Here is a 26,714-nt window from a genome sequence, read left to right as displayed (position 1 = left end):
CGGTCACCGTATGTGGCAGATCGAACACACGTCTTCTCCTGCTCGCCGCGGTGGCGCCCTTACCCGTTATTGTCGAAGAGTGGGCTTTTGGGGCTAATCACAGGGAATGGCTAGGAGAGGTGTGAATCGGGCCGGTGAGGCAGCGATCCTGGCAGGGCTCGTGACAGGTGGCATCGGGCCCGCGCGTTCGCGTGAGCGGTTCCTCCAGGGGGAGGCGGTCCAGGCGGACGTCCGGAGCCTGATCCTGAACTCGTGGCTGCGCTGCCGCTCCCAGGGTCTGCCGCTGGGAGGCTTCGACCTTCCGTACCGCCAGTTCGATCCTGAGGACCGGCTGGTACGCGCCGCCGGTCCGGTGCTCGACCGGCTGCGGTCCCGGTTCCAGGGCAGCCCGATGAACATCGCGCTCGCCGATGGAGGCGGGACCGTGCTCCAGCGCCGCTTCGGCGACGACGCGTGGGCCAGGACCCTCCCGCCGATCCAGCAGGTGCCGGGGTTCGTCTTCGCCGAGCAGTTCGCGGGTACCAACGGCATCGGCCTCGCCCTGGCGGAGCGGCGGCTGATCCAGGTCTACGGCGCCGAGCACTTCGCCGAGCGCGGCCTGTCGAACGGCTGCAGCGCGATTCCCGTCCGCGACCCGCTCAGCGGGCGCATCGACGGCATCCTGTGCCTCGCCTTTCCCCGCGGCTCCGGCCATCCGATGCTGGACGCGGTGCTGCGCAGGGCGACCCAGGCCATCGAACGGGGGCTGCTGGAGCAGAGTTCGGCGCGGGAGCGCGGGCTGCTGAGCGCGTACCTGGCCGCGGGCGCCGCGTCGCGGACCGGCGAGGGTGGCGAGTACGTCATGGGGGTGGACGCCTTCGTCCAGGGGATGCGCTGCGGTGACCAGATGATGATCAAGGAGAAGGCTGCCGAGCTGCTCTCGCTCGGGCAGCGGGCCGCCGTCGAGGTGCGCCTGTCCGACGGGCGGCGGGTCACCCTCGTGAGCCGCCCGATGACGAGCGCGGCCGGGGTGGAGGGCATGGCCGTCGAGGCCCTGTTCCCCGACCGTGTGTCGCGGCCACCCCTCGCCCTCCCGGCGCACCTCGCCCCGCGCGTCTCCGGCGGAGTGCCCGAACAGGGAACCCCGGCCCACACGACACGGCCCGCCAAGACGTCAGCCGCCAAGACGTCAGCCGCCAAGACCCCTGCCCCCCAGACCCCGGCCCCCCAGACCCCGCCCGCGGAGACCCCGCACGCCACCGACGGTCTCGCCGGGCTGGTGCTGGTCGGCGAGCCGGAGGTGGGGAAGTACGCCCTGGCGGCGCGGCGCCGCATGGAGCTGCTGTCCGAGGCCAGCGCGCGCATAGGCACCACCCTGGATGTGCGCCGCACCGCCGAGGAACTCGCCGAGACGGCCGTCCCGGGGCTGGCCGACTTCGTCACCATCGACCTGCCCGACGCCGTACTGCGCGGCGACGAACCCCTCGACCCCCGGTACGACCTGCGCCGCGCGGTGGTCCACGGCATCCACGACGACTGCCCCTTCTACGCGGTCGGCAAGCGCATCGACTTCCACCCGGCCACGCCCCAGATGCGCTGCGTGAACACCGGGCAGGCGGTGCTGGAACCGGACCTGAAGACCGCCGCGGGCTGGCTCGTCCAGGACCCCGAACACACCACGCGGGTGCTGTCCCACGTCCGCTCGCTCATCGCCGTCCCCCTGGTCGCCCGCGGCACGGTGCTGGGCATCGTCAGCTTCTACCGCGCGCTCGACCCCGAGCCGTTCGGGGACGACGACCGTTCGCTGGCCCAGGAACTGGCCACCCGCGCCGCCCTGTCCATGGACAACGCCCGGCGCTACACCCGCGAACACACCATGGTCCTGGCCCTGCAGCACAGCCTGCTCCCGCACGGCGTGCCCGGTCAGGACGCCGTCGAGGTCGCCCACCGCTATCTGCCCGCCGAGTCGCGGGTGGGCGGGGACTGGTACGACGTGATCCCGCTGCCCGGCTCCCGCGTCGGCCTCGTCGTCGGCGACGTCGTCGGCCACGGCATGCACTCCGCCGCCACCATGGGACGGCTGCGCACCGCCGCGCGCAGCTACGCCGAACTCGACTTCCCTCCGGACGAGGTGCTGACCCACCTCGACAACCTCGTGCTGCGTCTGGACCGGGAGGAGAGCAGCGAGGGCTTCTCCGGCGGAGTCGGCATCATCGGCGCGACCTGCCTGTACGTCGTCTACGACCCGACCTCGCAGCGCTGTGCCATGGCCCGCGCCGGTCACCCCCCGCCCGCGCTGGTCCGCCCCGACGGCACCGTGTCGTTCCCCGAACTGCCCGCCGGGCCCCCGCTGGGCCTGGGCGGTCTGCCGTTCGAGACCGCCGACATCGACGTCCCCGAGGGCAGTCGGCTGGTGCTCTACACCGATGGGCTCATCGAGGACCGGAACCGTGGCATCGACGTAGCCCTCAACCGGCTGCGCGAGGTGCTGGCCCAGTCGGATCGCAGCCCCGAGGACACCTGTCAGGCGGTCCTGGACGACGTGGCGCCCGTCCACCCGTGCGACGACATCGCCGTGCTCGTCGCCCGCACCCGCGCCCTCACCGCCGACCGCATCGCCACCTGGGAGCTGCCCGCGAACCCGGCCGTCGTGCGCGAGATCCGGGCCGCCGCCGTCCGGCGGCTGGCCGACTGGGGACGGGAGGATGCCTCGTTCGTGACGGAGCTGCTGCTCAGCGAGCTGGTCACCAACGCGCTGCGGCACGGCAGCGGGCCCATCCGGGTCCGGCTTCTGCACGGCCGCACCCTGATCTGCGAGGTCTCCGACACCAGCAGCACCGCCCCGCATCTGCGCCGGGCGGCCATCACCGACGAGGACGGCCGCGGGCTGTTCCTCGTCGCCCAGCTGGCCCTGGCCTGGGGCACCCGCCACACCGGGGACGGCAAGGTCATCTGGGCCGAATGCCCCCTCGACGCCCCGTGAGACTGGCCCGTTGGAGTAACGGAGCCATCGAGAGCGGCTGCGATCGGTCAATACCATGATCGATCCCGCTAAGGTCTCGAATGTGAGGTGGGAAGGCGAACCGCTCGTCCGCGTCCGGGGTCTCAGCAAGCGATTCGGCGGGACCCTCGCGCTGGACCGCGTCGACCTCGACATCCACCGGGGCAGTGTGCTCGCGCTGCTCGGCCCCAACGGCGCCGGGAAGTCCACCCTCATCAAGGTGCTCGCGGGATATCACCCCGCCGACGGCGGGACGGTGACGGTGGCCGGGCACCCGCTCGGGACCGAGGCCGCCGCCCGGAACATGTCCTTCACCCATCAGGACCTCGGTCTCGTGGAGTGGATGACGGCCGCCGAGAACATCGCGCTGACCACCGGGTATCCACGCCGTGGCGGGCTGATCTCCTGGCGGCGGACCCGGGAGCGCGGCGCGGAGGTCCTGCGGTCCTTCGCCGGACACCTCCCGGCCCACGCCCGGATCGCCGACCTCGCCCCCGCCGAACGCTCCCTGGTCGCCATCGCCCGTGCCCTCGCCGCACGGGCGCGGCTCATCGTCCTCGACGAGCCGACCGCCAGCCTCCCCGCCGCCGACTGCGCCCGGCTCTTCGACGTCCTGCACACGCTGCGCGACCAGGGCCACGCCATCCTCTACGTCAGCCATCGCCTGGACGAGGTGTACGAGGTCGCCGACGCCTTCGCGGTGCTGCGCGACGGCCGCCTCGTCAGCCAGGGCCCGCTGGCGGCACACGGCGCCACCCGCCTGGTGCGGGACATCGTGGGTGACGAACCGACCGGCTACCGGCCCGGTACCGCCCCCGCCGCGGGCCCGGCCGTCCTCACCCTCGACGGCGTCCGGACCGCCGGAGCCGGACCCGTCTCCCTGCACGTACGGGCCGGGGAAGTCCTCGGCCTGGTGGGGCTCACCGGCGCCGGGCACCGGGAGCTGGGCCGGGCCCTCGCGGGCGCCCGGCCGGTCACCGCCGGGCGGGCGCTGCTCGACGGGCGGCCGTACCGCCCGCGCACGGTCGCCGCCGCCGTCGCCTCCGGGGTCGGCCTGGTCACCGGCAACCGCGTGGAGGAGGGCTGCGCCGCCGAACTGACCGTACGGGAGAACCTGCTGGCCAACCCGCGCGCGGGTGACCGGCCGACGCGGCGCTGGATCAGCCCGCGCCGGGAGCGGGCCGAGGCCCTCGCCCTGATCGAACGGTTCTCGGTGCGTCCCCGCGACAGCGAGGTCCCGATCGCCACCCTGTCCGGCGGCAACCAGCAGAAGGTCATGCTCGGCCGGTGGCTCCGGGGGGACCTGCGCGTCCTGATCCTGGAGGAGCCGACCGCGAGTGTGGACGTCGGCGCCAAGGCCGCGCTCTACCGCCTGCTCGACGACGCGCTGGCGGACGGTCTCGCGGCCGTGCTCATCTCCACCGACTTCGAGGAGGTCGCGGGGGTGTGCCGACGCGCCCTGGTGTTCGTCCGGGGGGCTGTGACGGCCGAGCTGAGCGGCGCGTCGCTCACCGTCGCGGGGCTCACCCGGGCGGCGTCGGCGCTGCCCGAGCCCGGAACGTCCCCCGGACCATCGTCCGGAACGTCCCCCGGAACATGAGGAACCGCGCCCGCCCGGGCGGGCACCTCATCGGCACGTACGGCCTGCTGGCCCTCACCGCCCTGCTGTTCCTGGTCTTCTCCGTGACCCTGCCGCGCACCTTTCCGACCCTGGACAACATCTCCTCGATCCTGGCCAACCAGTCGATCCCGGCCCTCCTCGCGCTCGGCGCGACGGTCCCCATCGTGACCGGCAACTTCGACCTCTCCATCGGATACGGCCTGGGCCTGGCGCATGTGCTGGTGATGCAGCTCATCGTCCACGCCGGGTGGCCCTGGCCGCTGGCCTGCCTGACCGTGATCACCGGCGGGGCGGCGGTCGGCGTGCTCAACGGCGTCATCACCGAGTTCGGCCAGATCGACTCCTTCATCGCCACCCTCGGCACCGGCAGCATGCTCTACGCCATCACCGGCTGGATCACCGGCGGCGGCAGGATCGTCCCCGGCCCTGACGGGCTGCCGGACGCCTTCACCGACCTCTACGACTCCACCTTCCTCGGCCTGCCGGTCCCCGCCTTCTACGTGCTCGCCCTGGCGGTCGCCCTCTGGCTGCTGCTGGAGCGGCTGCCGCTCGGGCGGTATCTGTACGTCGTCGGCTCCAACCGCCGCGCCGCCGACCTCGTCGGCATCCCCACCCGCCGGTACTCCGTCTGCGCCTTCGCCGTATCGGGCCTGGTCGTCGGCTGCGCCGGGGTGCTCCTCGCGGCGCAGCAGCAGCTCGGCAACCCGAGCGTCGGCCTCGACTATCTGCTGCCCGCCTTCGCCGGTGCCCTGCTCGGCTCCACCGCCATCAAACCCGGCCGCGCCAACGCCATGGGCACCCTCGTCGCGGTGGCGGTCCTCGCCATCGGGCTGTCCGGCATCGGCCAGCTCGGCGCCCAGTTCTGGGTGACGCCGCTGTTCAACGGCGGCACCCTGCTCGTCGTCGTCGGCCTGGCCGGGTACTCCGCGCGCCGACGGCTGCGGACCGGCATCACCGCGAGGAGTTCGCGTGTCCGCCCGCCGTAGGGCCGCCCTCGCCACCGCCGCGCTGCTGACGGCGGCCGTCCTCGCCGGGTGCGAGCGCGGCTCGTCGGCCGGGGGAGGGGACTCCACCGCGGGGCCGCGGGGCTGCCCCGCCGTCCTCGCCCGGGCCAAGGCAGCCGTCGGTCGGGCCGAGCGGACCGACGTCCCCTGGAACGGACCCCGTCGCGGCCCCTCGGCGGTGCCCGGCAAGACCATCGTCTACGTCGCGCAGACCATGACCAACCCCGGTGTCGCGGGCACCGCGCAGGGCGTCCGGGACGCGGCGAAGGCCATCGGCTGGCGCGTGCGGGTGATCGACGGCGGCGGCACCCCCGCGGGCATCCAGGCGGCGCTGAGCGAGGCCGTCACCCTGCGGCCCTCGGGCATCGTCATCGGCGGCTTCGACCCCCACTCGACCGCGCGCCAAGTCGCGCAGGCCCAGGCGGCGGGCATCCCGCTCGTCGGCTGGCACGCGGTCGCGTCGCCCGGCCCCAGCAGGAGGCCGAGGCTGTTCACCAACGTCACCACCAGGGTCGAGGACACGGCCAGGATCAGCGCGGACTGGGTGATCGCGCGATCCAATGGCCGGGCCGGTGTCGTCGTCTTCACCGACGCCTCGATCCCGTTCGCGAGGAACAAGTCCGAGCTGATCAGGAAGGAGCTGGCGACCTGCCGGGACGTCAGACTGCTGGCGTACCAGAACATTCCGATCCCGGACGCGGGCAGCCGCACCCCCCAGGAGGTCTCCTCGCTCGTCTCCCGCTTCCGCGACGAGTGGACCTACTCCGTCGCCATCAACGACCTGTATTTCGCGGACGCGGCCCCCGCCCTCCGGGCGGCCGGGAAGCGGGGCTCAGGACCGCCCTTCAACATCGGCGCGGGCGACGGCGACCCTTCCGCCTTCCAGCGCGTCAACCACCGGCAGTACCAGGCCGCCACCGTCCCCGAGCCGCTGTCCCAGCAGGGCTGGCAGATGATCGACGAATTCAACCGGGCGTTCTCCGGCCGGGGCCCCAGCCGGTACAGCGCCCCGGTCCACATCGCCACGGCCGGCAACAGCGCGGGGGCCACGAGCTGGAACCCCCGGGGCTACCGGGCGGCGTACCGGAAGATCTGGGGCTCCTGACGCCGGGTGACGAACAGCTCGGCCACCTGGCCCATGCGACGGCACCTTCGATCACACGCCGTCCCCTCCGGCCACATTCCCGGCCACACCGCGTTCAGCCCGTGAGCCGACCCCGCCACGTCGCCAGCCACTGGACGGCCTTGTCGTAGTGCGCCCTGTCGATGTGCAGACCCCGGTAGCGCACCGCGCCGCTGCCCTCGGCGGCCGCCCGCTCGTAGGCGCGGACGAGTCCCGTGCAGAACGTGGTCTCCTCCGGGGTGGCCGAGAACACCTCGTTGAGGACGGGGACATGGGCCGGGTGGATCGCGACCGTGTGTACTCAAGTCCCGTCACCCCGCCCCGCAGTTCGAAGTGGTCGAGCAGGGTGTCGTAGCGCAGCACGTCCCGTGGCCTGTTCGACCTTCGGCGCGAAGATGCCGGACAGCCCGGGGACGACGACCGCTTCGAGGTCGGCGCCGGTGAGCCGGGTGGCGAGGCCGTTGACCCGCACCAGCAGGCTGACCGACGGATCGAGCGCACGCAGTCGGGTGACGGCTCGGCGGCCTGGGCCCGGGCCGCAGCCTTCAGCCCGTCGGGCACCGAGTCCTCCAAGTCGGGGACGATGGCGTCAGGGCCCGCCGCCAGGGCCTTCTCCGCCCAGGCCGGTTTATGGGCGGCTGGACCACGTCGCGAGCACCCGCGCCACCTTCGACAACTGGCGCCGAGAGTTCGACGGCGACCACCGGTGGGGTCTGTGCTACGTGCTGATGCTGCACCCTCAGGTCATCGGCAAGCCCCAGCGGGTGCGCCTGCTGGACCACATCGGACAACACGACGACGTCTGGTTCGCCACCGCGGGGCGGGTGGCCGAGCGCTGGCGGCGGACGGCGGGCCCGGAGCCGGAACCGGAGGGCCACCGGAGCGGGTGCGAGCGGGCTGGCCGTCGCCGCCGAGGGTTGACGCCTTGACACTCTGAATGGTCTAGGCCAACATCCTGGTGATCTGTGTCGCGCCGTCGAGCTGTCGAGTTCGCAGCGGCGCGCATCATCACGCCTCGGAGGCCCTGCCATGCGAGCGAGCAGCAATCCGGAAGCGGCGCGGCTGGCCCATGCCGTACTGCAACCGGGCTTCGTGGGGACCACCGCTCCGGACTGGGTGCGGCGCAGGATCGGCGAGGGCCTTCAGTCGGTCGTGCTCTTCGGGCGGAACATCGTCGACGGAGAGCAGGTCGCCGCGCTCACCGCGCGACTCCGCGCGGAGAACCCGGACCTGGTCATCGCCATTGACGAGGAGGCGGGGGACGTCACCCGGATCGAGGCGCTGTCCGGCGCCACGCGCCCGGGAAACCTGGCGCTCGGCACGGTGGACGACGTCGGCCTGACCGAGCGCGTGGCCCATGACGTCGGCCGTGAACTGCACGCGGCCGGGGTCTCGTTGAACTACGCGCCGAGCGCCGACGTCAACTCCAACGCGCTCAACCCGGTCATCGGTGTGCGCTCCTTCGGCGCGCGGACCGATGTCGTCTCCCGGCACACCGCCGCGTGGATCCGTGGTCTGCAGTCCGCGGGGGTCGCCGCCTGCGCGAAACACTTCCCCGGTCACGGCGACACGGCCATCGACTCCCACCACGGGCTGCCCAAGGTGGCCGCCGGTGCGGAGGAGATCGCCCGGGCCGCGCTGCCCCCGTTCATCGCCGCGATGGAGGCCGGTGTCCGCGCGGTGATGACGGCACATCTGCTGGTACCGGCGTACGACCCGGTGCTCCCCGCCACGCTCAGCCGCCGGGTCCTGGTGGATCTGCTGCGCGAGGAACTCGGCTTCACGGGCCTGGTGGTCACGGACGCCATCGAGATGGGCGCGGTGGCCGACCGCTACGGCATCGGCGGAGCCACCGTCAAGGCGCTGGCCGCGGGAGCGGACGCGGTGTGTGTGGGCGGCGAGAACGCCGGGCAGGCGGTCACCGAAGGCCTGGTCGACGCCATCGTGCGTGCCGTGGCCCAGGGCGAGCTGACGGAGGAGCGGCTGACCGAAGCGGCCGCGCGGGTACGGCGGTTCGCCACCTGGTCCGGTGGGCGGGCGCGATCCGTCCGGCCCGACGTCACCCGGTCCGACATCGGTCTGGCCGCCGCGCGCCGGGCCATCCGGGTGCGCCGCCGCCCGGGCGCCCCCGAGGTGCTGCCGGTCTCCCGCGATGTCCATGTGGCGGAGTTCTCCCCGGCGATGAGCCTCGCCGTGGACGGCCACACGCCCTGGGGGCTCGCCGCGCCGCTGCGCGGGCTCCGGCCCACGACCACATCGGTCCGCCTGACGGAGGCCGACGTCGACCACGCGGGCCTGGCGCTGGAACACCAGGTGCTGGCCCCGGCCACCGGCCGGGTCCTCATCGTCGTGGTGCGCGACGCGGCCCGCCACCGCTGGGTGTCCGACGCCGTGGCGAGCCTGCTGCGCCGCCGCCCGGACGCCGTCGTCGTGGAGATGGGCTTCCCTCCGGGCGGTGGAAACGACCCCGCCGATCTGGTCACCTTCGGCGCCACCCGGGTCTCCGGCATCGCCGCCGCCGAGGTGGTGACCGGTTCGCTCGCCACCACGCCCATGGTCGGCTCCGCCTGACCTGATTTAGTGGATCATTCCCTAGTCATGCGAGCCACCGCCTGACAGGGCCGGTTGGTCTAGTCCACTTTTGTGCCCAGTGACACCCAGTCTTGGAGCACGACATGAGCACCCCCTGTCTCCACCGCGCCACGTCGGCCGTTCCCTATTTCAGCTCGGACGGCGAGAACTACCTGGCCGCGACACCTCTGCGCGACCTGGAGAAGACCCGCCCCCTCCGTGTGCTGTCGGAGGAGGACTTCGCCCACTGGCAGACCTACGGCTATGTGGTGGTGAAGCAGGCGATCCCCGCCGCGGCCGCCCGGCGCCTGCTGGACTTCGCCTGGGACTTCCAGGGACTCGACCCCGGCCGACCCGAAACCTGGTACGAGGAGCGGGAGTTCCGCTCCGACCTGGACCGGGACCTGCACATCTACGGGTTCGTCGAGGCGTACCACCACCAGCTCATCTGGGACAGCCGCCAGGCGCGGCGGGTGTACGACGCGTTCGTGGACGTCTGGGACTGCGAAGAGCTATGGGTGACCCTGGACCGGCTCAACCTGAACCCGCCCAACGTCAGGAACCGCGACCGGGCGCTGATCGAGCGCACGGACCGGGGCTTCGACATCGAGCTGCACTGGGACGTCGACACCTCGCTGAGTGTGCTGCCGCAGCGCGTCCAGGGCATCATCGCCCTGAACGACACCCGGCCCGACTTCGGCGGCTTCCAGTGCTGCCCCGAGCTGTTCCGGCGGTTCGAGCGGTGGCGGGCCCTCCAGCCCGACGGCCGCGACCCGATCCGGCCGGCCATCGACCGGGCCGACATGCCCATCGTCCGGCCCGAGCTGGAAGCCGGTGACCTGCTGATCTTCAACGGTCTGCTGGCGCACGGAGTGGCACGGAACACCTCGGACACCGGTGTCCGGGCGGTCCAGTACCTGTCGATGATGCCCGCGCTGGAGACCCATCAGGAGCTGCGGCGCTCGCGGGTCGACTCGTGGCGCACCCTCAGCACACCGTCCTGGAACGGGACACTCCTCGGCGACCGCGACAAACCCGAGTCCCTGCGGTACGGCAGCGCCGAACTGACCGATCTGGGCGCCAGACTGCTCGGGCTCGGCTCCTGGCGCGCGACCGGCCCCGACCAGCCCGCAGGGGTCTGACATGCGACGTATCTGCCTGACCCTGCCCACCAACAGGCCGTGCGCCGCGACGATCACCGCCATCGGTGAGGAAGCCGCGTACGCCGCCGCACACTTCGGCACCGAGGTGCGACTGCTGATCCTGGACTCCTGCGACGCGACGGCGTACGCGGAGAACGCCGAGGCCGTCCGGGCCCTGCCCCGGACCACCGGGACCGTCGTCCACCACCTCGACGAGGCGGAGCAGCGGACCTTCCTCCAGCGGGTGATCGGCCACGCCGGAACCGTCAAGCCCGATCTGTTCCTGGACCTGATGCTCCCGGACCGCCTCTCCTACGGAGCCTGCACCAACCGCGCGTTCCTGATCGCCGTCGCGCTCGGCTGCGAGTCCGTGCACCGCAGGGACTCCGACAGCCGCTACCAGACCGTGAACGGCGAGACCGTCTTCCCCGTCCACCACGAACTCATGTCGCTCGGCAAAACCGCCGCCGAGGCCGCTCAGGGCGTCTCCGGGACGGCACTGGCCGCGGAGCACATGGGCAAGCGGGTGGCGATGGTGGGCGGCTCCTTCGTGGGGGAGCTGTCCGTGGACATCGGCGAGATCCACGCCCTCGACCCGGACCTCTACTACGACGTGGTCAGCCTCTGGGCACCCCAGCACTGGTCCGACGAGCGGAAGCGGCAGCTCGTGGACGAGTCCTTCCGGGGAGCCGGAACCGAGGCGTTCACCCGGGACCAGGCGACGCTCACCCTGGTCGACCCCATGCGGGTGGACATGTGCAACATCAGCTTCCACGGTGTGCACGAACACGTCCCGCTGCCACCGGCCACCGACACCATCGGCAGCGACTACTTCCTGACACACCTCGTCCACGACGCCGGGCTGCCAGGCGTCCTCCACAACCGCCACATCGTGAACTACTACACCGGCGAACGCCGGACCGGGCCGGGGTTCCTGGGGTACCAGACGCGCTTCGTCAAATTCCTGCTGTCCATGCGCTACTTCAACGTCATCTACGACGAGATGGCCCGGGCCGGTGCGACGCTGCTCGACGGGCGCGGCCGGGCGAGCGCCGAAGCCGTCGCCCGGATCGCCCGCCGGAGCGCGCGGCTCGACGGAGCGGAAAACATCCAGCGGCTGGACCGTCTGGACGCCGCCTACCGGCAACTGGGCGGCCGGTACGCCACGTTCGCCGACCTCGTGGCGGCGCGCCGCGACCGGCTCCTCGACGAGGCACAGCGCGACATCGAGGACTTCGCCCTGCTCGCCGAGGCCTGGCCCGCCCTGGTGCGCGCGGCCAGGACCACCCCCGTACTCTCGACGCCGCCGGAGCGCCGGTGAACGACAGCGGCACCCAGACGCGCCACAGCGACATCCGCGTACGCCACGACGACATCCGCATCCGTCCCATCGACGACGGCGACTGGGACGGCATCGTGGCGCTGGAGTCCCACACCTACACCGCGCTCGGCCTGTCCGAGGGGCGGGCCGCGCTCCGGTCCAAGGCGGACACCTCGCCGGGCACCTGCTTCGTGCTGGACGTCGGCTCCCGGACGGTGGGCTATCTGCTGGCCCTGCCGTATCCGCCACTCCAGTTCCCCGCCCTGGCACGGGCGGAGGGGGAGGGGACCGCCGCGCTCCCGTCGCGCAACCTGCATCTGCACGACATCGTCATCGCACAGGGCTTCCGCCGCAGAGGACTGGCGCAACGCCTGCTGCACCACCTCACCTCGCTGGCCCGGTCGCGTGGCTACGAGCGGATCTCGCTCGTCGCCGTGGGGCGCAGCGAGCGGTTCTGGTCGGCGCGCGGGTTCGCCGGACACCCCGGGGCCGTGCGCCCGGGCGGCTACGGCCCGAACGCCGTGTATATGTCCAAGGCGCTGCCCGACGAGGTGAGCTGATGCGCGTGTTCTCTCTCCACGACCCCTTTCACCGTGGCCAGTTGGCCATCGCCGCGCTGTTCTGCTCCCTCGGCTTCCAGTACGCCACCTGGGCGTCGCGGATCCCCGCCCTCAAGGCGGACCTCGATCTGACCGCGGCCGAGGTGGGAGTGCTGCTGATGGCCGCGGGGGTCGGTGCGTCGGTGTCGTTCCCCCTGGTGGCGGCGTTGATGCGGCGGATGGGATCGCGGCGGCTCGCGCTGCTTGCCACGCTCTGCCTGACGCTGCTGCTCCCGGCCCTGGCGGCGGCGCCGAACTACCCGGTGGCCCTGCTGGTGCTGTGCGCCGACGGGGTCTTCGTGGGATGCCTGAACACCGCCATGAACGCGCAGGGGGCGGCGCTGGAGGCCACGTACGGGCGCCACGCCATGGCCAGGCTGCACGCCACGTTCAGCGGTGGCTCCCTGCTCGCGGCCCTCCTCGCCTCCGGTGTGAGCGCGGTGACCCCGTCCGTCCCGGCACACTTCGGCGTGGCCGCAGCCGTCCTCGTCCTGCTCGGCGGTTACGCCCGTACCGGCCTGCTGGCCGAGGAGCCCGGCGCTCCCGTCGGCGAAGGGGAGAAGAAGAGTCGCGGCAGCTGGACCGTGCCGTCCCGCATGACGTGGTGGATGTGCTGCGCCATGGTGTTCGGCACGGTGACCGAGGGCGCCATGAACGACTGGTCCAGCCTCTATCTGAAGGACGTCGCCGGGGCGTCCGCGGAACTCGCGCCCCTGGGCATCGCCGTGGTGTCCGGCGCCATGGTGGTCGCCCGCCTCGTCGCCGACCGCTGGCGCGGCCGCTGGGGTGACGGCCGCGTGGTCCTCCTCGGCAGCGCGCTGGCCGGTACGGGGCTGGCCCTCGCCCTGCTCGGCGGCGGCGTGGCAGCGGCCCTCATCGGGTTCGCCTGCGTCGGTCTGGGCATCGCGGCCGTCACCCCCTGCGTCTACGTGGCCGCGGCGCGGCAGGGTACGGACTCCCTGACCCTGGTCGCCACCATGGGCACGACCGGACTCCTGGCCGGACCGCCGTTCATCGGCTTCGTGGCGAACGCGAGCGGCCTGGTCTGGGGCATGGCGGTCGTCGCCGCCTCGGCGCTCATCGTGACGCTGTGCGCTCCGCGCATCCAGTGGGCACCGATGACCGGCGACTCGCACGGCGGGTAGACCCGCGGCCGGGACCCGTCCGGAACCCGCACCCGGTGAATGGCGAGCAACTGGCGCGTCAAGAGCCCGGCCCGCACCCCCGCCCCCTCCTCGTCCAGCCGCACACTGCCCGGCAGCAGCGACATCAGCAAGGACGGGTGCTCGCAATGCGCCGCTGTAGCGTCGACACCCTTGAAGGCGGCCACCGGCACCTCGGTCTCCGCGAGCAGACGCAAGATGTCCGCCTCGCGCGTGAGTAACCTCTCCGCCGCCCGGACGAAGAACGGCTTGACGAACGATCTCAGCACAAGCCACCGCGGCGTTCCGGAACCACTGACGCGCAGCCGCCGCATCTCCGAGGTCCACCCACCGCGCAGCCGCTCCACCCCGTCGACCCGGCATCCCCCGCCCACCCGCTGCTCCACCCAGACACGCGTACCGACCGCTACACCCTCATGTGCGTTCATGCGCACAACCTAGCGGCCGCGTGGCGGCCCCGCGGGCCTCCGCCTAGCATGGAAGTACTAGGTCCCCAGCCCTCAGTCCGGGCCGACCGAAGATCATCCGTGCGTCCGATGCCACCTTTCCGCGGCGGGAGCCACCATGCGGTGGAGACCTGCCGAGAGGAGCGCATCATGTCGTACCCGGAAGACCTCCAGTACCCGGAGCCCCGCTACCACGGCACCAGGGGCGAAGTGAACGCGGCGTTCCGCCCGGCCGACACTCCGCCGGACCTCTCCTCGCCCGGAGGCGCTACGCACTACCTCGCCACCAACCAGTCGACCGGTGGTGAATTCGGCCTGTACAAGGTGGAGATGGGGCCACGGGCCGGTGGGCCCGCGACCCACTTCCACAAGGCGGTGTCGGAGTCCTTCTACATCCTCTCCGGCGAACTGGAGCTGTACAACGGCGAGAAGTGGGTCACGGGCCGCGAGGGCGACTTCCTGTACGTACCGGTCGGTGGCCTGCACGCCTTCAAGAACGTGTCCGACGAGCCCACGTCCATGCTCCTGCTCTTCTCCCCGGGCGCCCCACGTGAGGAGTACTTCGAGCGCCTCGCGGAGATGTCACAGCGCGGTGCCGAGGAACTCAAACAGTTCCGCGTCCGGCACGACAGCTACTTCGTGGAGGACTTCGAGTCAGGGGCGGAGTAGCCCGGCGTGGTGGCGTGCCGCATGACGAGTTCGTACGACCGCAGGCGGGCCGCCAGGGCGTAGACGGGGGTGACCAGCATCAGTTCGTCCGCGCCGGTCGCGTCCGCCACTTCTGTCAGGCGGCGTATGACCGTCTCGGGGGTGCCGTGTGCCTGATGGGCCAGGAAGGCCGCCAGGGCCTGGCGTTCGTCCGCCGTGAAGGGGTGCGCGGCCGCCTCCGAGGGGGAGGGGAACGGGATCTCGCTGTGGCCCTTGAGGAGCCCGGCCTTGACGACGTTCATCGGGCCGCCCAGCCGTACCGCCTCCTCCTGGGTCTCGGCGCAGACCGTCTCCACGCAGACCAGCACCCGGGGCCGCGCACACCACGCGGAGGGGGAGAAGTGGGCACGGTAATGGCCCAGCGCGGCAAGGGTGTTGTCGGGGCGGATGTGGTGGGCGAAGGCGAGCGGCAGGCCGAGTTCCGCGGCGAGCGCGGCACCGGCGGTGCTGGAGGCCAGCAGCCACGGTTCCGGAAGCCGGCCGAGTGCCACCTCGTCGACAAGGAACCGCAGCGTCGCCGCCACGTCGTCCCGGTACGCCTCGTCCGTCGTCGGCCCGGCGCCGCGCCGCAGCGCCCGGGCGGTGGACTCGTCGAACGTGCCGGGACCGCGGCCGATGCCGAGGTCGATCCGGTCGGGGTGCAGCGCGGCGAGGGTGCCGAACTGCTCGGCCAGCATGAGAGGCGAGTGGTTAGGGGCGAGCACACCCCCGGAGCCCAGACGGATGGCCGACGTCGACGCGGCGGCGTGCGCGGTCAGGACCACGGGCGGGAACGCGCCGATGGCGGGGGAGTGGTGGTGTTCGGCGTACCAGAGCCGCCGGTAGCCGAGGGCGTCGAGACGCTGGGCGAAGGCGGTGGTGTCACGTAACGTGTCCACGGCCCGCGTACCAGTCTGGACCATGGCGACTTCCAGCGCGGAGAGCGGCAGGTCGATCATGCGGCCAGCATAAGGAGTTCCGACCGTATCGGGCGGCCTATTTGGCGACGCCCAGCGAGGCGTAGTCGTAGCGGCCTTCCCAGGGCTCGCTGGTGCGGACGTTGGTCAGCCGGGGGCTGCGCCAGATCGTGCTCCGCTGAAACAGGACGGGCAGGTACGCGGCGGAGTCGGAGATCTTCTCATTGATCCGCGCGTAGCCGCGCCCGGCCTTCGCCGGGTCCTGTTCCGCGATCGCCGCGTCGAAGAGGTCGTCGACCGTGGGATCGTCCAGCTCCGCGACATTGGTGTTGTCGGAGGGCTGGATGAAACGGCTGTCGGCGAGCGACTGCAGGAGGCTCTGACCGGTCGAGAAGTCGGCGGACCATCTTCGGACGACGATGCCGTAGCCCTTCTTCTTCACGGTCGCGGGCGATCCTGTCGCCGTGTAGAAGTCCCCGATGGGCATCCGCTCGATCTGGGTACGGATGCCGACCTTCTTCAGCGATTCCGAGAGCGCCGTGGCGACGTCCACGTCGACGGGTTGGTCGCGCACCGCGATGGTGGTCGTGAACCCGTCCCGCTTTCCGCACGCCGCCAACTCTTCCTTCGCCCTGGAGGTACTCGGCTTGCCCTTGTTCTCAAGGGTCTTGTACGGGTCGTAGGAGGGGGAGGAGCCCACGATGGTCGGCGGAAGCATATGGGGCGCGATATCGCCACTCTGCGGTCCGCCCGCCGCGGTCCGCATGCTCGCCCTGTCCGCCGCGTAGATGACGGCCTTACGGCAGTGGACGTTGTTCAGAGGCTCGACGGAGCGCGGAAGGGCCGCGAACAGGACTACTCCGGTGTACGGGTTGTCCAGCTGCTCGGATGTGCTCCGGGCTTTGAGGAGGCCAGCCTCGGTGAGTCCGTTGGATTCCAGGTCGAGGTGGTATTGGCCCGAGAGCAGGGCCTGCGCGTTCGCCTGCTCATTGTTATTGATCTGCACTGTGATCCGGTTGGGGAGAGCGGTGCGGATCGGGTCGGACGACTGCTTCCACTTCGTATTGCGTTCCAGTTCCAGCGACTTGTTCGGTGTGTAGGACTTGAACCTGTAGGGCCCGGAGGAAAACGGACGGTTCTGATACCGGTCTTTGGTGTCCTTGTCCCTCTTGACAGGCGATGCGGTCGGCATCGCGAGCATCCGCTCGAAGTCGCCATTGGGCTCGGGCAGTTTGAAGACGATGGTTTTGCCCGAGGTCTCAATGGCCTTCAGGCCCAGCTTGTCCTTGTACGGCCCCTGGTAGGTGCGCTCGGGGTCCAGTACCTGCGGCAGATGGAGCGGGCCGCCGTTGATCTCCTCCTGGGCCCAGAGTCGCTCGATGCCGTATTTGATGTCCTCGGGGGTGATCGCCGTGCCGTCCTCCCAGGTGAGGCCATCGCGCAGGGTGTAGGTGTACGTCTTGCCGCCGTCGGTCACCTCGGCCCTCTTCTCGGCGAGGTCCCCGACGAGTTCGGTGCCCTCCTCGCCGGGTTCGGTTGCGTAGGTGACCAGTTGGCGGGCGTAGTAGCGGGAGAAGTTCCAGACGAAGCCGTAATAGCTGCGCTGCGGGTCCCAGGAGTCCGCGTCGCGGCTGCTGATGAATTTCAGCGTGCCGCCGCTCTTCGTCGAGGCGTTGACCGTGCCCTTGGTCGCGGCGTTGTACCCGGAGGTGGGGCCCGCCTTCGCTGTGCTGGCCCGCTGTCCGGACTTGTCCGTGGAGGCGTCGGAGTCCTTCATCCAGGACGTCACCAGCGGGATGCCCGCGGCCATCAGGGCAACGGCGAGCGCCCCCGCCAGTCCGAAACGGACCGTCCGGCGGAGGCCCGGTGAGACACCGCCGGGGGAGGGCAGGGGTGTCGGCGACCACGCCGGTTGCGGCGGTGCCGCGGGCGGCGGCTGGAGCACGGGCTCCGGTCCGTACGGCGGCGTGGGTGCGGGCTCCGGTTCGTACGGCGGCGTGGGTGCGGGCTCGGGCCCCGGCTCCTGGTCGTACGGGGGCGGTGGCGGGCTGTAACCGGGCGGTGTCCAGGCCACGTTGCGGGCCAGGGCCAGGCCGCCCGCCGTATTGCGGTCGCGCTTCTGCGGCAGGGGACGCCCCTTCGCCCGCAGCGCCGTGTACACCTGTGCGTAGACCGTGTCCAGGTCCAGCAGCTCCGGCCCGCCCGGTGCCCCGTCGCGCAGCAGCCGCAGCAGCTCACCGGTGAAGGCCGTATGGGGTTCACCCGGCGGAGCGAGCGCGAAGCTGGTGTCGGGGACGGAGGCCAGCAGATACGTGCCCTCGACTTCCACCTGGTCGATCAACGCATCGGCCCCCGGCGCACTCATGAAGCCGAGCACCCGTCCGCTGAAGCAGCAGTCGAGCAGCATCACCTGGCGGCCGGACCGCCCGTCGAGCACGACGTCGCGCAGCGTGCCGTAGGGGAGTCCGGTGTAGGAGCGGTGCGGTACCGATCCGGTCAGCCCCAGGAACAGCTCGCCGCGGCGCGGCTCCACGAGGCCGTGTCCGGCGAAGTACACCAGCAGCGTGTCCGTGGCTTCCTCGGCCGCCGTCCGCACGGCGTCGAGGACTTCCACCGCCGTGGCGGGGTCGGCGATCACCGTGCAGTGCTCGGGCGCCAGCCCCCATGAATGCGGGGCGCATAAGGCCGCGGCCAGCGCGCTCAGGTTGTCGGCCACCGCCGGGATCTGTTCCAGATGGGCATACCGGCTGGTGCCGATGAGCACCGCGCGGGTGGTGGCCCGGTCGGGCAGGACGGCCACGGCTATCGCCCGTCCCCCGCGTCGGCCTCCCGGTCCCGTTCCCCGTCCCCGTCTCCCTCCGGTCCGGGCTCGGCCGGGCGCTGCAGTGCGTCCATCAGACGCCGCAGCTCCTCCTCGTCGCCACCGTCGAGGGAAACCGTGAGGTCACCGCGGCGCACGGTGATCCGATGGGCCTGCGGTCGCGTCTGCCGCCAGGTGGACAGCGCCAGGATGAAGGAAGCCGCGCTCCAGGCGTTGTCGGTGAGCAGCTGCAGCACATCGGTGAGCACGCCCATCTGGCCCGGCGAGGGCGGGGCTTGCACCAGCTCCACCCGGGCGGTGCGGCGTATGCCGGGGTCCCGGCCCAGCCAGTCGTGGAGCGATCGCAGCTCCTCCTCGCCGCCACTCACCGCTACGTCGATCCGCACCAAGCCCCCCTTGTGACGACAACCTGCTCAATTCTGACGTACTCGGGGGTGTCTGCGCAGGATCAATGCGGGAAGGAACGATGCGGGAAGGGGCAATGCGGGGAAGGATCAGCGATCGGGGGCACGGGGTGGACTGCGGGACCCTCTCCGGTCAACCGCACACACTCCCCGCCACTCTTAACGTATAGCGCACCAGGGGCCTTGCGGCAAGGCCCCCACCGTGCCGCAGAATCTCCGGTCTGAGCCAGGACGGACCTGCGAAAACGGAGTCGTGACGTGCGTATGTTGTTGTCGGCGTCTGGGTCGAGCGGACCCACCAGCGCGTTCGGCCTTCCCGACCGCCTTGCCCCCAAGGCGGATCCGGCGCTGATCGCCGGTGATGAGCGGCACTTCGCGGCCATCGCGGAGTGCCTGGATCAGTCGATCGCCGAGCTGTCCGACCGTCTCGACGCCGCGCGCAAGGCGCCCGGTGGCGTCGGCAGGCAGGCGATGGACCGGGACGCGGAGATCTACCGGCTGACCGCCCGTCTGCGCGCGCTGCGCCGCTTCGGCCTGGACCTGTGCCTCGGACACATGGTCGGCGCGGACGGCGGCGAGCCCGTGTACGTCGGACGGCTCGGCCTCAAGGACAGCGCGGGCCGCCGGCTGCTGCTCGACTGGCGTTCCCCCGCGGCCGAGCCGTTCTTCGGGGCCACCCACGCCAACCCGATGGGCCTGGCCAGCCGCCGCAGATATCGCTGGACCCTCGGCCGGATCAGCGACTACTGGGACGAGGTGTTCACCGCGGACGGGTTCGCCGGGCACGCCGCGCTCGACGACCAGTCCGCGTTCATCGCCAGCCTGGGCGACAACCGGTCGGCACGGATGCGCGACGTGCTCGGCACGATCCAGGCCGACCAGGACGCCATCATCCGCGCGGGATCGCGCGGTGCCCTCGTCGTGGACGGCGGCCCGGGTACGGGCAAGACCGTCGTCGCCCTGCACCGCGCCGCCTACCTCCTCTACTCCGACCCCCGTCTCGGCCACCGCCGCGGCGGCGTGCTGTTCGTCGGCCCGCACCAGCCCTACCTGGCCTATGTGGCCGATGTCCTGCCCAGCCTCGGAGAGGAGGGCGTGCGGATCTGCACCCTGCGGGACCTCGTCGCCGAGGGGGCCGGGGCGGCGGTCGAGGCCGACCCGGAGGTGGCCCGTCTGAAGTCGTCCGCGGACATGGTGGCGGCGATCGAGAAGGCCGTCCGGTTCTACGAGGAGCCGCCCGCCGAGGGCATGACGGTCTCGACCGACTGGGCCGACATCTGGCTGAGCGCCGACGACTGGGCCGAGGCGTTCGACGCGCCGGAGCCGGGCACTCCGCACAACGAGGCGCGCGAGCAGATCTGGGAGGAGCTGGTCACGATCCTGCTGGACAAGCTCGATGGCGATGTCTCGCCCGACCTCTTCCGGAGGTCGCTGGCGCACGACGAGGAGCTGGTGGGGGCCCTCAACCGGGCGTGGCCGCTGATCGAAGCGGCCGACCTCGTCGGGGACCTGTGGTCGGTGCCCGCCTATCTGCGGATGTGTGCTCCCCGGCTCGGCGCCGAGGACGTCCGGAAGCTGCGGCGCAAGGCGGACCCCCAGGCCTGGACGGTGTCCGACCTGCCGCTGCTGGACGCGGCGCGGCAGCGGCTCGGTGACCCGGAGGCGGCCCGGCGGCAGCGTCGGCACAAGGCCGCCGTCGCCGCCGAACGCCAGCGCATGGAGGACGTCATCGACAACGTGCTCGCGGCCGACGACGACGGTGAAGGCGCGGTGACGATGCTGCGCGGCCAGGACCTGCGGGACAGCCTGATCGACGAGAGCGCGCTGCCCACCGCGGACCCGGACGTGCTCGCCGGTCCCTTCGCGCACATCGTCGTGGACGAGGCGCAGGAGCTGACCGACGCGGAGTGGCAGATGCTGCTGCTGCGGTGCCCGTCCCGGAGCTTCACCATCGTCGGAGACCGCGCCCAGGCCCGGCACGGGTTCACGCAGTCGTGGCGGGAACGGCTGGCGGGGGCCGGGCTCGACCGGATCACCCTGGCCTCTCTGAGCGTCAACTACCGCACCCCGGAGGAAATCATGGCGGAGGCCGAGCCGGTCATCCGGGCCGCGCTCCCGGACGCCAACGTGCCGACGTCCATCCGTGGCAGTGGCATCCCCGTCGCCCACGGCTCCGTCGCCGACCTGAGCGCGATCCTCGACACCTGGCTCGCCGCACACGCGGACGGGACCGCCTGCGTCATCGGTGACCCCTCCTTCAGCGCCACGTCCCGTGTCCGGTCGCTGACCCCGGAGCTGTCGAAGGGGCTCGAATTCGATCTGGTCGTCCTCGTCGACCCGGAGCGGTTCGGCGAGGGCATCGAGGGTGCGGTCGACCGCTATGTGGCGATGACCCGGGCGACGCGGCAACTCGTCATCCTCACCAGCTAGTCGGACGTCGGCCGATGTGCTCCCGGAGTGTGGCCGAACGTACGGCGGAACACATCGATGAACGCGCTGGCGGAGGACCAGCCGCACCGGTGGGCCACGGTGGTCACCGGGACGTGCTCGGCGAGCAGCACCAACGCGTGGTACAGGCGCAGTTGGGTGCGCCACTGCGGGAAGGTCATGCCGAGGTCGGCCTTGAAGTGGCGGGAGAGGGTGCGGTCGCTGGCGCCGACATCCCTGCCCAGCGCGGCCAGTGTGCGGTGGTCGGCCGGATCGGCGCGCAGGATCTCGCACACCGCCCTCAGTTGCGGCGCGGTGGGGGTGGGCAGGTGCAGCGGCTGCCGGGGCGAGGCCCGCAGCTGGTCGAGCAACACGGCCCGCAGCCGCCCCCGCTCGGGGCTGTCGTCGTGCGGGGTGTGGGTGTAGGCGAGGATCAGCTCACGGAGGAGGGGACCGACCGCGAGGACGGTCGGCTCGTCCAGACCGAGCGGGTTGTCGCTCGCGTCCAGCCCGACCAGGTGCAGTGCGAGTTCGCCGTGGGCCTGGTGGGCGTGCACGGTACCGGCCGGTACCCAGATGGCGCGCGTGGCCGGTGCGATCCAGGTGCCGGTGCCGGTCGTCACGGCCAGCACGCCGCGGCCCGCGTAGACGATCTGGTGGTCGTCGTGGCGGTGCGCGTCGATGGCGCCGCCGGGCGCCAGCCACTGGGTACGGGTCGGCGCCACCGGCTCATGGCGGATTTCCAGCATCATCTGGCAGTTTATCGGAAGCACGACAGGGTGGCCGGTGATGACCATGGCGATGTGCCCAGGAACAAAGCCCTCATCATGCTGTCGGTCGGCCACGCCTGCGTGGACGTCTACCAAGGCGCTGTCGCGTCGCTCGTCCCGTTCTTCGTCGCCGAGCGCGCGTACGGCTACGCCGCGGTCTCGGGCATCGTGCTCGCCGCGTCACTGCTGTCCTCGGTGGCGCAGCCGGTGTTCGGCGCGCTCACCGACCGCTGGGCGATGCCCTGGCTGCTGCCGGTGAGTACGGTCCTCGGCGGGCTCGGCATCGCGCTGAGCGGGGTGAGTGGTTCGTACGCCTGGACGCTGGCGTTCGTCGCGGTGTCCGGTGTCGGGGTCGCCGCCTATCACCCCGAGTCCGCCCGCGTGGCGCGGCGCGTCAGCGCGGGCAGCCACAGCGCGATGGCCTGGTTCTCCCTCGGCGGCAACCTCGGCTTCGCCACCGCGCCGCTCATGGTCACCGCTGTCGTCGCCACCGGCGGTCTGCGGCTGTCGCCCCTGCTCGCCGTACCGGCGCTGGTCGGCAGTGTGCTGTGCCTGCCGGTGTTGCGCGCCCTGAACACTCCGGTGCGCGGCGGCGCGGGCGCCGCGGTGGTGGCGGGCGCCGACGACATCGTCTCGTTCGTGAAGCTGTCGCTGGCCGTGGTCTGCCGGTCCATCGTCTTCATCGGACTGAGCACCTTCATCTCGCTGTACGCGCAAGCGCGTCCGGGCGGAGATACGGCGGCGGGCGCCGCGGCCCTGTTCGTGCTCTACCTCGGCGGCGCGGTGGGCTCCGTGCTGGGCGGCCGCCTGGCCGACCGCTGGGGCCGGGTCACCGTCGCCCGCTGGTCGTACCTCGTCACGGTCGCCGCCGTCGCGGGGATCGTGTGGGTACCCGGCCCGGTGATCTACGCGTTCGTGGCGCTGACCTCCGTCGGCCTGTACGTCCCCTTCTCCCTGCAGGTCACCCTCGGCCAGGACTACCTGCCCACCCGCGCCGGAACCGCCAGCGGGATCACCCTCGGACTGACCGTCAGCATCGGCGGCCTGATCACCCCGCTCCTCGGCAGCCTCGCCCACGCGACCTCCCTGCGGACGGCCCTGACCCCACTGATCCTGATGCCCGCCCTCAGCTGGCTGCTGTTCCGCACCCTGCCCGAACCCACCGCGCCGAGCGCCCCCTAACCGTCGTCCGGCCCGTCGTCGGGCACGTAGCGCAGCACATCGCCGGGCTGGCAGTCGAGCGTGCGGCAGATCGCGTCGAGCGTCGTGAACCGCACCGCCTTCGCACGGCCGTTCTTCAGCACGGCGATGTTGGCGGGCGTGATCCCGACGGCGGCGGCGAACTCACCGACGGACATGTGGCGTTTGGCGAGTTGCACGTCGAGATCGACGATGATCGCCATCAGACGGCCTCGGCGATCTCGGTCTCCAGGTCCGTCGCCTTACGCAACAGGCCCCGCATGATGGCGATGAGCATCGCGAACAACGCCCCCACCCCGGCACTCGCCGTCGCGCCGAACAACGCGCTGGTGACATCCACCCACCGAAAGGCCCGCGTCGTGAAGATGGCCCCGCTCCGGATCATGTCGAGCAGCATCCACGTGGCGACGAGCGCGACTTGAACGCAGGCGATGCCGACGATCGCCACCGTCGCGTAGGGCACGGCGAACGGCTCGTACGGGGGAAACTTGTCGACCTCGTCGGCCGCCGTCGTCGGGATGACGACGATCTGCCCGAACAGACCCATCAGGACAGCGCCGGCGAGGCCACCGGTGACCGCGGCGACGGTATCGGTATCGCCGCCGAGGTCTATCGCGGCCCGTACCGGTTCTTCGTAGGTATTGGTGGTGCGCAGCGCCCATACGGCGGAGCCCAGGCATGGCCAGACGGCGCCGTTGGACTCGGTCGCCCGGTCGGGGTGCCAGCCGGGGGCGAGAACGACCGCGTACCGGTCCCGGTGGTCAGGGTGCACCTGACCCAGGATGGCCGGGAGCGCGGAGAGAGGATCGGAGCCATGGAGTGCGAGGCGTATGAGTTCGTGGAAGACGGCGGTGCCTTCCCACGCGGCGCGGTCGCCGTGGGTGAGGGCCGCGACGCGCCGAGCCGCGTCCATGGTGGCCTGCTGTCCATCGCGGGCGAAGTGGACGGCTGACGTGCACGCTCGCATCAGTGACCCGTTGCCCGCCGCCCGCAGGTTGACCTGGAAGTGGATGGCGGCGGCTAGGTCCCAGGGCAAGCCGTTGGTCAGCACGTCTTCGGTCTGCACGCCGATGTCTTTGGGCTCGGACGCGGCCCACCGCTGAAAGCGGGCGAAGATGTCCGGCAGGTCCAACCCGCCCTGCTCGACCAGGGATTCGGCGACCAGGGCCGCCATCTGCGTGTCGTCTGTCGCCTCCCCCGGATCCCAGCCGCCGCCTCCGCACATCTCGCCGCCGTGCCCACGCACCGGAAAACGGGCGGAGAAAGCCCCCGCGGATCCGAACTCGAACGGGCCTCCCAGGGCGTCTCCCACCGCTGTGCCCACCACCGCGCCAGCCGCGCGTTGCTCCCAGTCCACTGGAACAGACTATCGGGCATCACCCTTTCGGCCGGAGCGCCTCCGGGTGCGGTACGCCGGGGCATCATCTGCCGGCCCACCGGGAAGGAATCACCTTATTCAGCGCAGAACGCCCCAGGGGAGTCGCCGTGCCCGCAGCCGCAAGCGATGCCACCGATGTGCCGGACGGCGGGGGTGACACTCCGCTGCGGCGTGCCATCGGGCCCAAGCTGCTGATTCTCTTCGTCATCGGCGACATCCTCGGGACCGGGATCTATGCCACCACCGGGCAGGTCGCGGGGAAGGTCGGCGGGGCGCTGTGGCTGCCGTTTGTCATCGGGTTCGTCGTGGCCATCCTGACGGCGGCCTCGTACGTCGAGCTGGTGGGGAAGTATCCGCAGGCGGCGGGGGCGGCGCTGTATACGCAGAAGGCGTTCGGGGTGCCGTTCGTGACGTTCATCGTCGCCTTCATGGTCATGTGCTCGGGGCTGTCGTCGGCGAGTGCGGCGGCCCGGGCGTTCAGTGGCGACTATCTGGCCGAGTTCACGGACGTGCTCCCGCCCACGCTCGTGGCGATCCTGTTCATCCTGGCCCTGGCAGCCCTCAATCTGCGGGGTGTGTCGGAGTCCGTGAAGACGAATGTGGTGCTCACGCTCGTCGAGCTGACCGGACTGCTCGTCATCCTCGTGACGGGGGCCTGGGCGGTGCTGGGCGGGGAGGGGGATCCGTCCCGGCTGGGCGAGTTCCGGGCGGAGGGCACTGGATACGCGCTGATCACCAGCGTGCTGGGGGCGACGGCCCTCGGGTTCTTCGCCTTCGTCGGCTTCGAGGACTCCGTCAACATGGCCGAGGAGACCAAGGACCCCCGGCGCACCTTCCCGCGCGCCATCTTCATCGGCGTCGGTGTCACCGGCACGCTGTACGTCCTGGTCGCCCTGGTGTCTTCCCTGCTGGTGGACTACCGGGTGCTGGAGGGGTCGAGCGGGCCCCTGCTGGAGGTCGTGGAGGTCGGCGGGCTCGACTTCCCGCCCAAGCTGTTCGCGCTGATCGCCTTGTTCGCGGTCACCAACTCGGCCCTGATCAACATCATGATGGCGTCCCGCCTCTGCTACGGCATGGCGAACGAACGCATCCTGCCGCGCGCCATGGGCCGCGTACTCGCCGGGCGCCGCACCCCGGTCGTCGGGATCGTGTTCGTCTCCCTCCTCGCCATCGGGCTGGTGTCCACCGGGGAGATCGCCGGGCTCGGCGACACCACGGCGTTCCTGCTCCTGTGCGTGTTCGCCATCGTCAACGTCGCCGTGCTCGTGCTGCGCCGCGACCCCGTCGAACACCGTCACTTCCGCACCCCCACCGCGCTGCCCGTGCTGGGCGCGATCATGGCCCTGGTGCTGGCCAGCCCGCTGGCCGACCGGCCCGCACACGTGTACATCAGGGCGGGTGTGCTGCTGGCCGTAGGGATCGGGCTGTGGGCGCTCAACAAGGTGGTGATGAAGGCACACGGCGAGGCGTCACACCGGGGTCAAGTACGGTCTGGCGAGTGACGAACCAGAGAAAGCCACGGGGCCCGTACCGCAAGAGCGCGGAACGGCGGGAACAGATCCTCCAGGCCGCCTACGAAGCCATCGACGAGCACGGAGAGCGGGCCTCCCTGCAGGACATCGCCGCTCGGGTCGGGGTCACCCAGCCCGCGCTGACGTACTACTTCCCCACCCGCGACGACCTGCTCCTCGCGGTCCTGGAGCGGCGCGATGTGCTGGGCAAGGCGTTCGCCCGGGACGCCGGAGACGGCGAGACCGTGGCCGACGGCATGGTGGCGGGCGCGCGCCTCATCACCGACCACCCCGGTCTCGCCAAGCTGTACGTCACGCTGTCGGCGGCGGCCACCGACCCGGAGAGCCCTGTGCGCGGTCACTTCGCCGCGCGCTATCGAGGCCTTGTGGACGAGGCCGCGCGGGACTTCGAGGAGGGGCAGCGGACCGGCGAGATCCGCGCCGACGAATCGGCCGAGCACCTGGCCCGGGTGGTGCTGGCGGTGATGGACGGCCTGCAGACCCAGTGGATGCACGACCCCACGGTGGACATCGCCGCGGTCGTCGAGACGTTCGCCCGGATGCTGGCGCCTCCGACCACCGACCAATAAATTTTTTGGGTGATAGATTTTCGGCGTCCGACTCCCGGA

22 protein-coding genes and 2 pseudogenes are annotated in these 26,714 nt (G+C 71.4%); 15 read left to right on the top strand and 9 right to left on the bottom strand.

Annotated elements, in window-relative coordinates:
• Positions 1–106 precede the first annotated feature (106 nt).
• The 4 genes from ACZ6CL_RS35470 (at position 107) to ACZ6CL_RS35455 (ending at position 6,710) form a co-directional block, all read left to right on the top strand.
• Positions 107–2,962 (top strand): SpoIIE family protein phosphatase, encoded by a 2,856-nt coding sequence (locus ACZ6CL_RS35470; RefSeq protein ID WP_468943684.1) that lies wholly within the window; start codon positions 107–109, stop codon positions 2,960–2,962.
• 82 nt (positions 2,963–3,044) lie between these two features.
• A complete protein-coding gene (locus tag ACZ6CL_RS35465; protein ID WP_468943681.1) occupies positions 3,045–4,580 on the top strand; it encodes a sugar ABC transporter ATP-binding protein in 1,536 nt (511 codons plus the stop codon).
• Complete coding sequence (locus ACZ6CL_RS35460; RefSeq protein WP_468943678.1) at positions 4,577–5,587, top strand: ABC transporter permease; 1,011 nt, start codon at positions 4,577–4,579, stop codon at positions 5,585–5,587. The genes ACZ6CL_RS35465 and ACZ6CL_RS35460 overlap by 4 nt, the downstream gene beginning before the upstream one ends.
• Positions 5,571–6,710: a substrate-binding domain-containing protein gene (locus ACZ6CL_RS35455; protein WP_468943675.1), complete on the top strand. Its 1,140-nt coding sequence runs from the start codon at positions 5,571–5,573 to the stop codon at positions 6,708–6,710. The genes ACZ6CL_RS35460 and ACZ6CL_RS35455 overlap by 17 nt, the downstream gene beginning before the upstream one ends.
• 94 nt (positions 6,711–6,804) lie before the next feature.
• Here the strand turns inward: ACZ6CL_RS35455 and ACZ6CL_RS35450 are convergent, their stop codons facing one another.
• Positions 6,805–6,981, bottom strand: a complete 177-nt coding sequence (locus tag ACZ6CL_RS35450) for a hypothetical protein (RefSeq protein ID WP_468943673.1) — start codon at positions 6,979–6,981, stop codon at positions 6,805–6,807.
• A gap of 475 nt (positions 6,982–7,456) precedes the next feature.
• On the opposite strand from ACZ6CL_RS35450, the gene ACZ6CL_RS35445 reads away from it, so the two are divergent.
• The 6 genes from ACZ6CL_RS35445 (at position 7,457) to ACZ6CL_RS35420 (ending at position 13,506) form a co-directional block, all read left to right on the top strand.
• Positions 7,457–7,657, top strand: a complete 201-nt coding sequence (locus ACZ6CL_RS35445) for a hypothetical protein (protein ID WP_468943672.1) — start codon at positions 7,457–7,459, stop codon at positions 7,655–7,657.
• Between the two features lie 100 nt (positions 7,658–7,757).
• On the top strand, positions 7,758–9,299 hold the full coding sequence (locus ACZ6CL_RS35440; protein WP_468943669.1) for a glycoside hydrolase family 3 protein: 1,542 nt from the start codon (positions 7,758–7,760) through the stop codon (positions 9,297–9,299).
• 104 nt (positions 9,300–9,403) lie between these two features.
• The gene (locus ACZ6CL_RS35435) at positions 9,404–10,441 is read left to right on the top strand and encodes a phytanoyl-CoA dioxygenase family protein (protein ID WP_468943666.1); all 1,038 of its coding nucleotides are present in this window, start codon (positions 9,404–9,406) and stop codon (positions 10,439–10,441) included.
• Position 10,442: 1 nt separating this feature from the next.
• Positions 10,443–11,762, top strand: a complete 1,320-nt coding sequence (locus tag ACZ6CL_RS35430; RefSeq protein WP_468943663.1) for a DUF6271 family protein — start codon at positions 10,443–10,445, stop codon at positions 11,760–11,762.
• Positions 11,759–12,322, top strand: a complete 564-nt coding sequence (locus ACZ6CL_RS35425; RefSeq protein ID WP_468943660.1) for a GNAT family N-acetyltransferase — start codon at positions 11,759–11,761, stop codon at positions 12,320–12,322. Before ACZ6CL_RS35430 ends, ACZ6CL_RS35425 begins: the two co-directional genes overlap by 4 nt.
• Positions 12,322–13,506 carry an MFS transporter gene (locus ACZ6CL_RS35420; RefSeq protein WP_468943657.1) on the top strand — a complete coding sequence of 395 codons (1,185 nt, stop codon included), beginning with the start codon at positions 12,322–12,324 and terminating at the stop codon, positions 13,504–13,506. Before ACZ6CL_RS35425 ends, ACZ6CL_RS35420 begins: the two co-directional genes overlap by 1 nt.
• On the opposite strand, the pseudogene ACZ6CL_RS35415 reads toward ACZ6CL_RS35420, so the two are convergent.
• Positions 13,485–13,952 (bottom strand): annotated as a pseudogene (locus ACZ6CL_RS35415) (phosphotransferase family protein); the annotation flags it as partial. The gene ACZ6CL_RS35420 and the pseudogene ACZ6CL_RS35415 overlap by 22 nt on opposite strands.
• A 168-nt stretch (positions 13,953–14,120) precedes the next feature.
• Here ACZ6CL_RS35415 and ACZ6CL_RS35410 point away from each other — a divergent pair.
• Entirely contained in the window at positions 14,121–14,639 is a 519-nt protein-coding gene (locus ACZ6CL_RS35410; protein ID WP_468943654.1) for a cupin domain-containing protein, read from the top strand.
• Here the strand turns inward: ACZ6CL_RS35410 and ACZ6CL_RS35405 are convergent.
• The 3 genes from ACZ6CL_RS35405 to ACZ6CL_RS35395 are packed head-to-tail and all read right to left on the bottom strand — an operon-like array spanning position 14,603 to position 18,781.
• Positions 14,603–15,616: an MsnO8 family LLM class oxidoreductase gene (locus ACZ6CL_RS35405; RefSeq protein WP_468943651.1), complete on the bottom strand. Its 1,014-nt coding sequence runs from the start codon at positions 15,614–15,616 to the stop codon at positions 14,603–14,605. The two genes, ACZ6CL_RS35410 and ACZ6CL_RS35405, sit on opposite strands and share 37 nt — an antisense overlap.
• A 37-nt stretch (positions 15,617–15,653) precedes the next feature.
• Complete coding sequence (locus tag ACZ6CL_RS35400) at positions 15,654–18,374, bottom strand: caspase, EACC1-associated type (protein WP_468943650.1); 2,721 nt, start codon at positions 18,372–18,374, stop codon at positions 15,654–15,656.
• A 2-nt stretch (positions 18,375–18,376) separates the two neighbouring features.
• Entirely contained in the window at positions 18,377–18,781 is a 405-nt protein-coding gene (locus tag ACZ6CL_RS35395) for an effector-associated constant component EACC1 (protein ID WP_468943647.1), read from the bottom strand.
• A 282-nt stretch (positions 18,782–19,063) separates the two neighbouring features.
• On the opposite strand from ACZ6CL_RS35395, the gene helR reads away from it, so the two are divergent.
• On the top strand, positions 19,064–21,229 hold the full coding sequence (gene helR / locus ACZ6CL_RS35390) for an RNA polymerase recycling motor ATPase HelR (RefSeq protein WP_468943774.1): 2,166 nt from the start codon (positions 19,064–19,066) through the stop codon (positions 21,227–21,229).
• On the opposite strand, the gene ACZ6CL_RS35385 is transcribed toward helR, so the two are convergent.
• Positions 21,226–21,975 (bottom strand): AraC family transcriptional regulator, encoded by a 750-nt coding sequence (locus ACZ6CL_RS35385; RefSeq protein ID WP_468943772.1) that lies wholly within the window; start codon positions 21,973–21,975, stop codon positions 21,226–21,228. The genes helR and ACZ6CL_RS35385 overlap by 4 nt on opposite strands.
• A 78-nt stretch (positions 21,976–22,053) precedes the next feature.
• On the opposite strand from ACZ6CL_RS35385, the gene ACZ6CL_RS35380 reads away from it, so the two are divergent.
• Positions 22,054–23,178, top strand: coding sequence for an MFS transporter (locus ACZ6CL_RS35380; protein ID WP_468943769.1), 1,125 nt, complete (start codon positions 22,054–22,056; stop codon positions 23,176–23,178).
• On the opposite strand, the gene ACZ6CL_RS35375 is transcribed toward ACZ6CL_RS35380, so the two are convergent.
• The 3 genes and pseudogenes from ACZ6CL_RS35375 to ACZ6CL_RS35365 all read right to left on the bottom strand — a co-directional run.
• Positions 23,175–23,399, bottom strand: a complete 225-nt coding sequence (locus tag ACZ6CL_RS35375; RefSeq protein WP_468943644.1) for a helix-turn-helix domain-containing protein — start codon at positions 23,397–23,399, stop codon at positions 23,175–23,177. The two genes, ACZ6CL_RS35380 and ACZ6CL_RS35375, sit on opposite strands and share 4 nt — an antisense overlap.
• On the bottom strand, positions 23,399–23,743 hold the full coding sequence (locus tag ACZ6CL_RS35370; RefSeq protein ID WP_468943767.1) for a DUF2975 domain-containing protein: 345 nt from the start codon (positions 23,741–23,743) through the stop codon (positions 23,399–23,401). Before ACZ6CL_RS35370 ends, ACZ6CL_RS35375 begins: the two co-directional genes overlap by 1 nt.
• Positions 23,744–23,749: 6 nt before the next feature.
• Positions 23,750–24,553 (bottom strand): annotated as a pseudogene (locus ACZ6CL_RS35365) (ADP-ribosylglycohydrolase family protein); the annotation flags it as partial.
• Between the two features lie 128 nt (positions 24,554–24,681).
• Here ACZ6CL_RS35365 and ACZ6CL_RS35360 point away from each other — a divergent pair.
• Positions 24,682–26,076, top strand: coding sequence for an APC family permease (locus tag ACZ6CL_RS35360; RefSeq protein ID WP_468943641.1), 1,395 nt, complete (start codon positions 24,682–24,684; stop codon positions 26,074–26,076).
• Positions 26,073–26,675 carry a TetR/AcrR family transcriptional regulator gene (locus ACZ6CL_RS35355; protein WP_468943638.1) on the top strand — a complete coding sequence of 201 codons (603 nt, stop codon included), beginning with the start codon at positions 26,073–26,075 and terminating at the stop codon, positions 26,673–26,675. Before ACZ6CL_RS35360 ends, ACZ6CL_RS35355 begins: the two co-directional genes overlap by 4 nt.
• The last annotated feature ends 39 nt before the right edge of the window (positions 26,676–26,714 follow it).

The sequence above is a fragment of the Streptomyces sp. NPDC041200 genome, from assembly GCF_055591805.1.
This window is presented reverse-complemented; position numbering and strand designations above follow the sequence as displayed.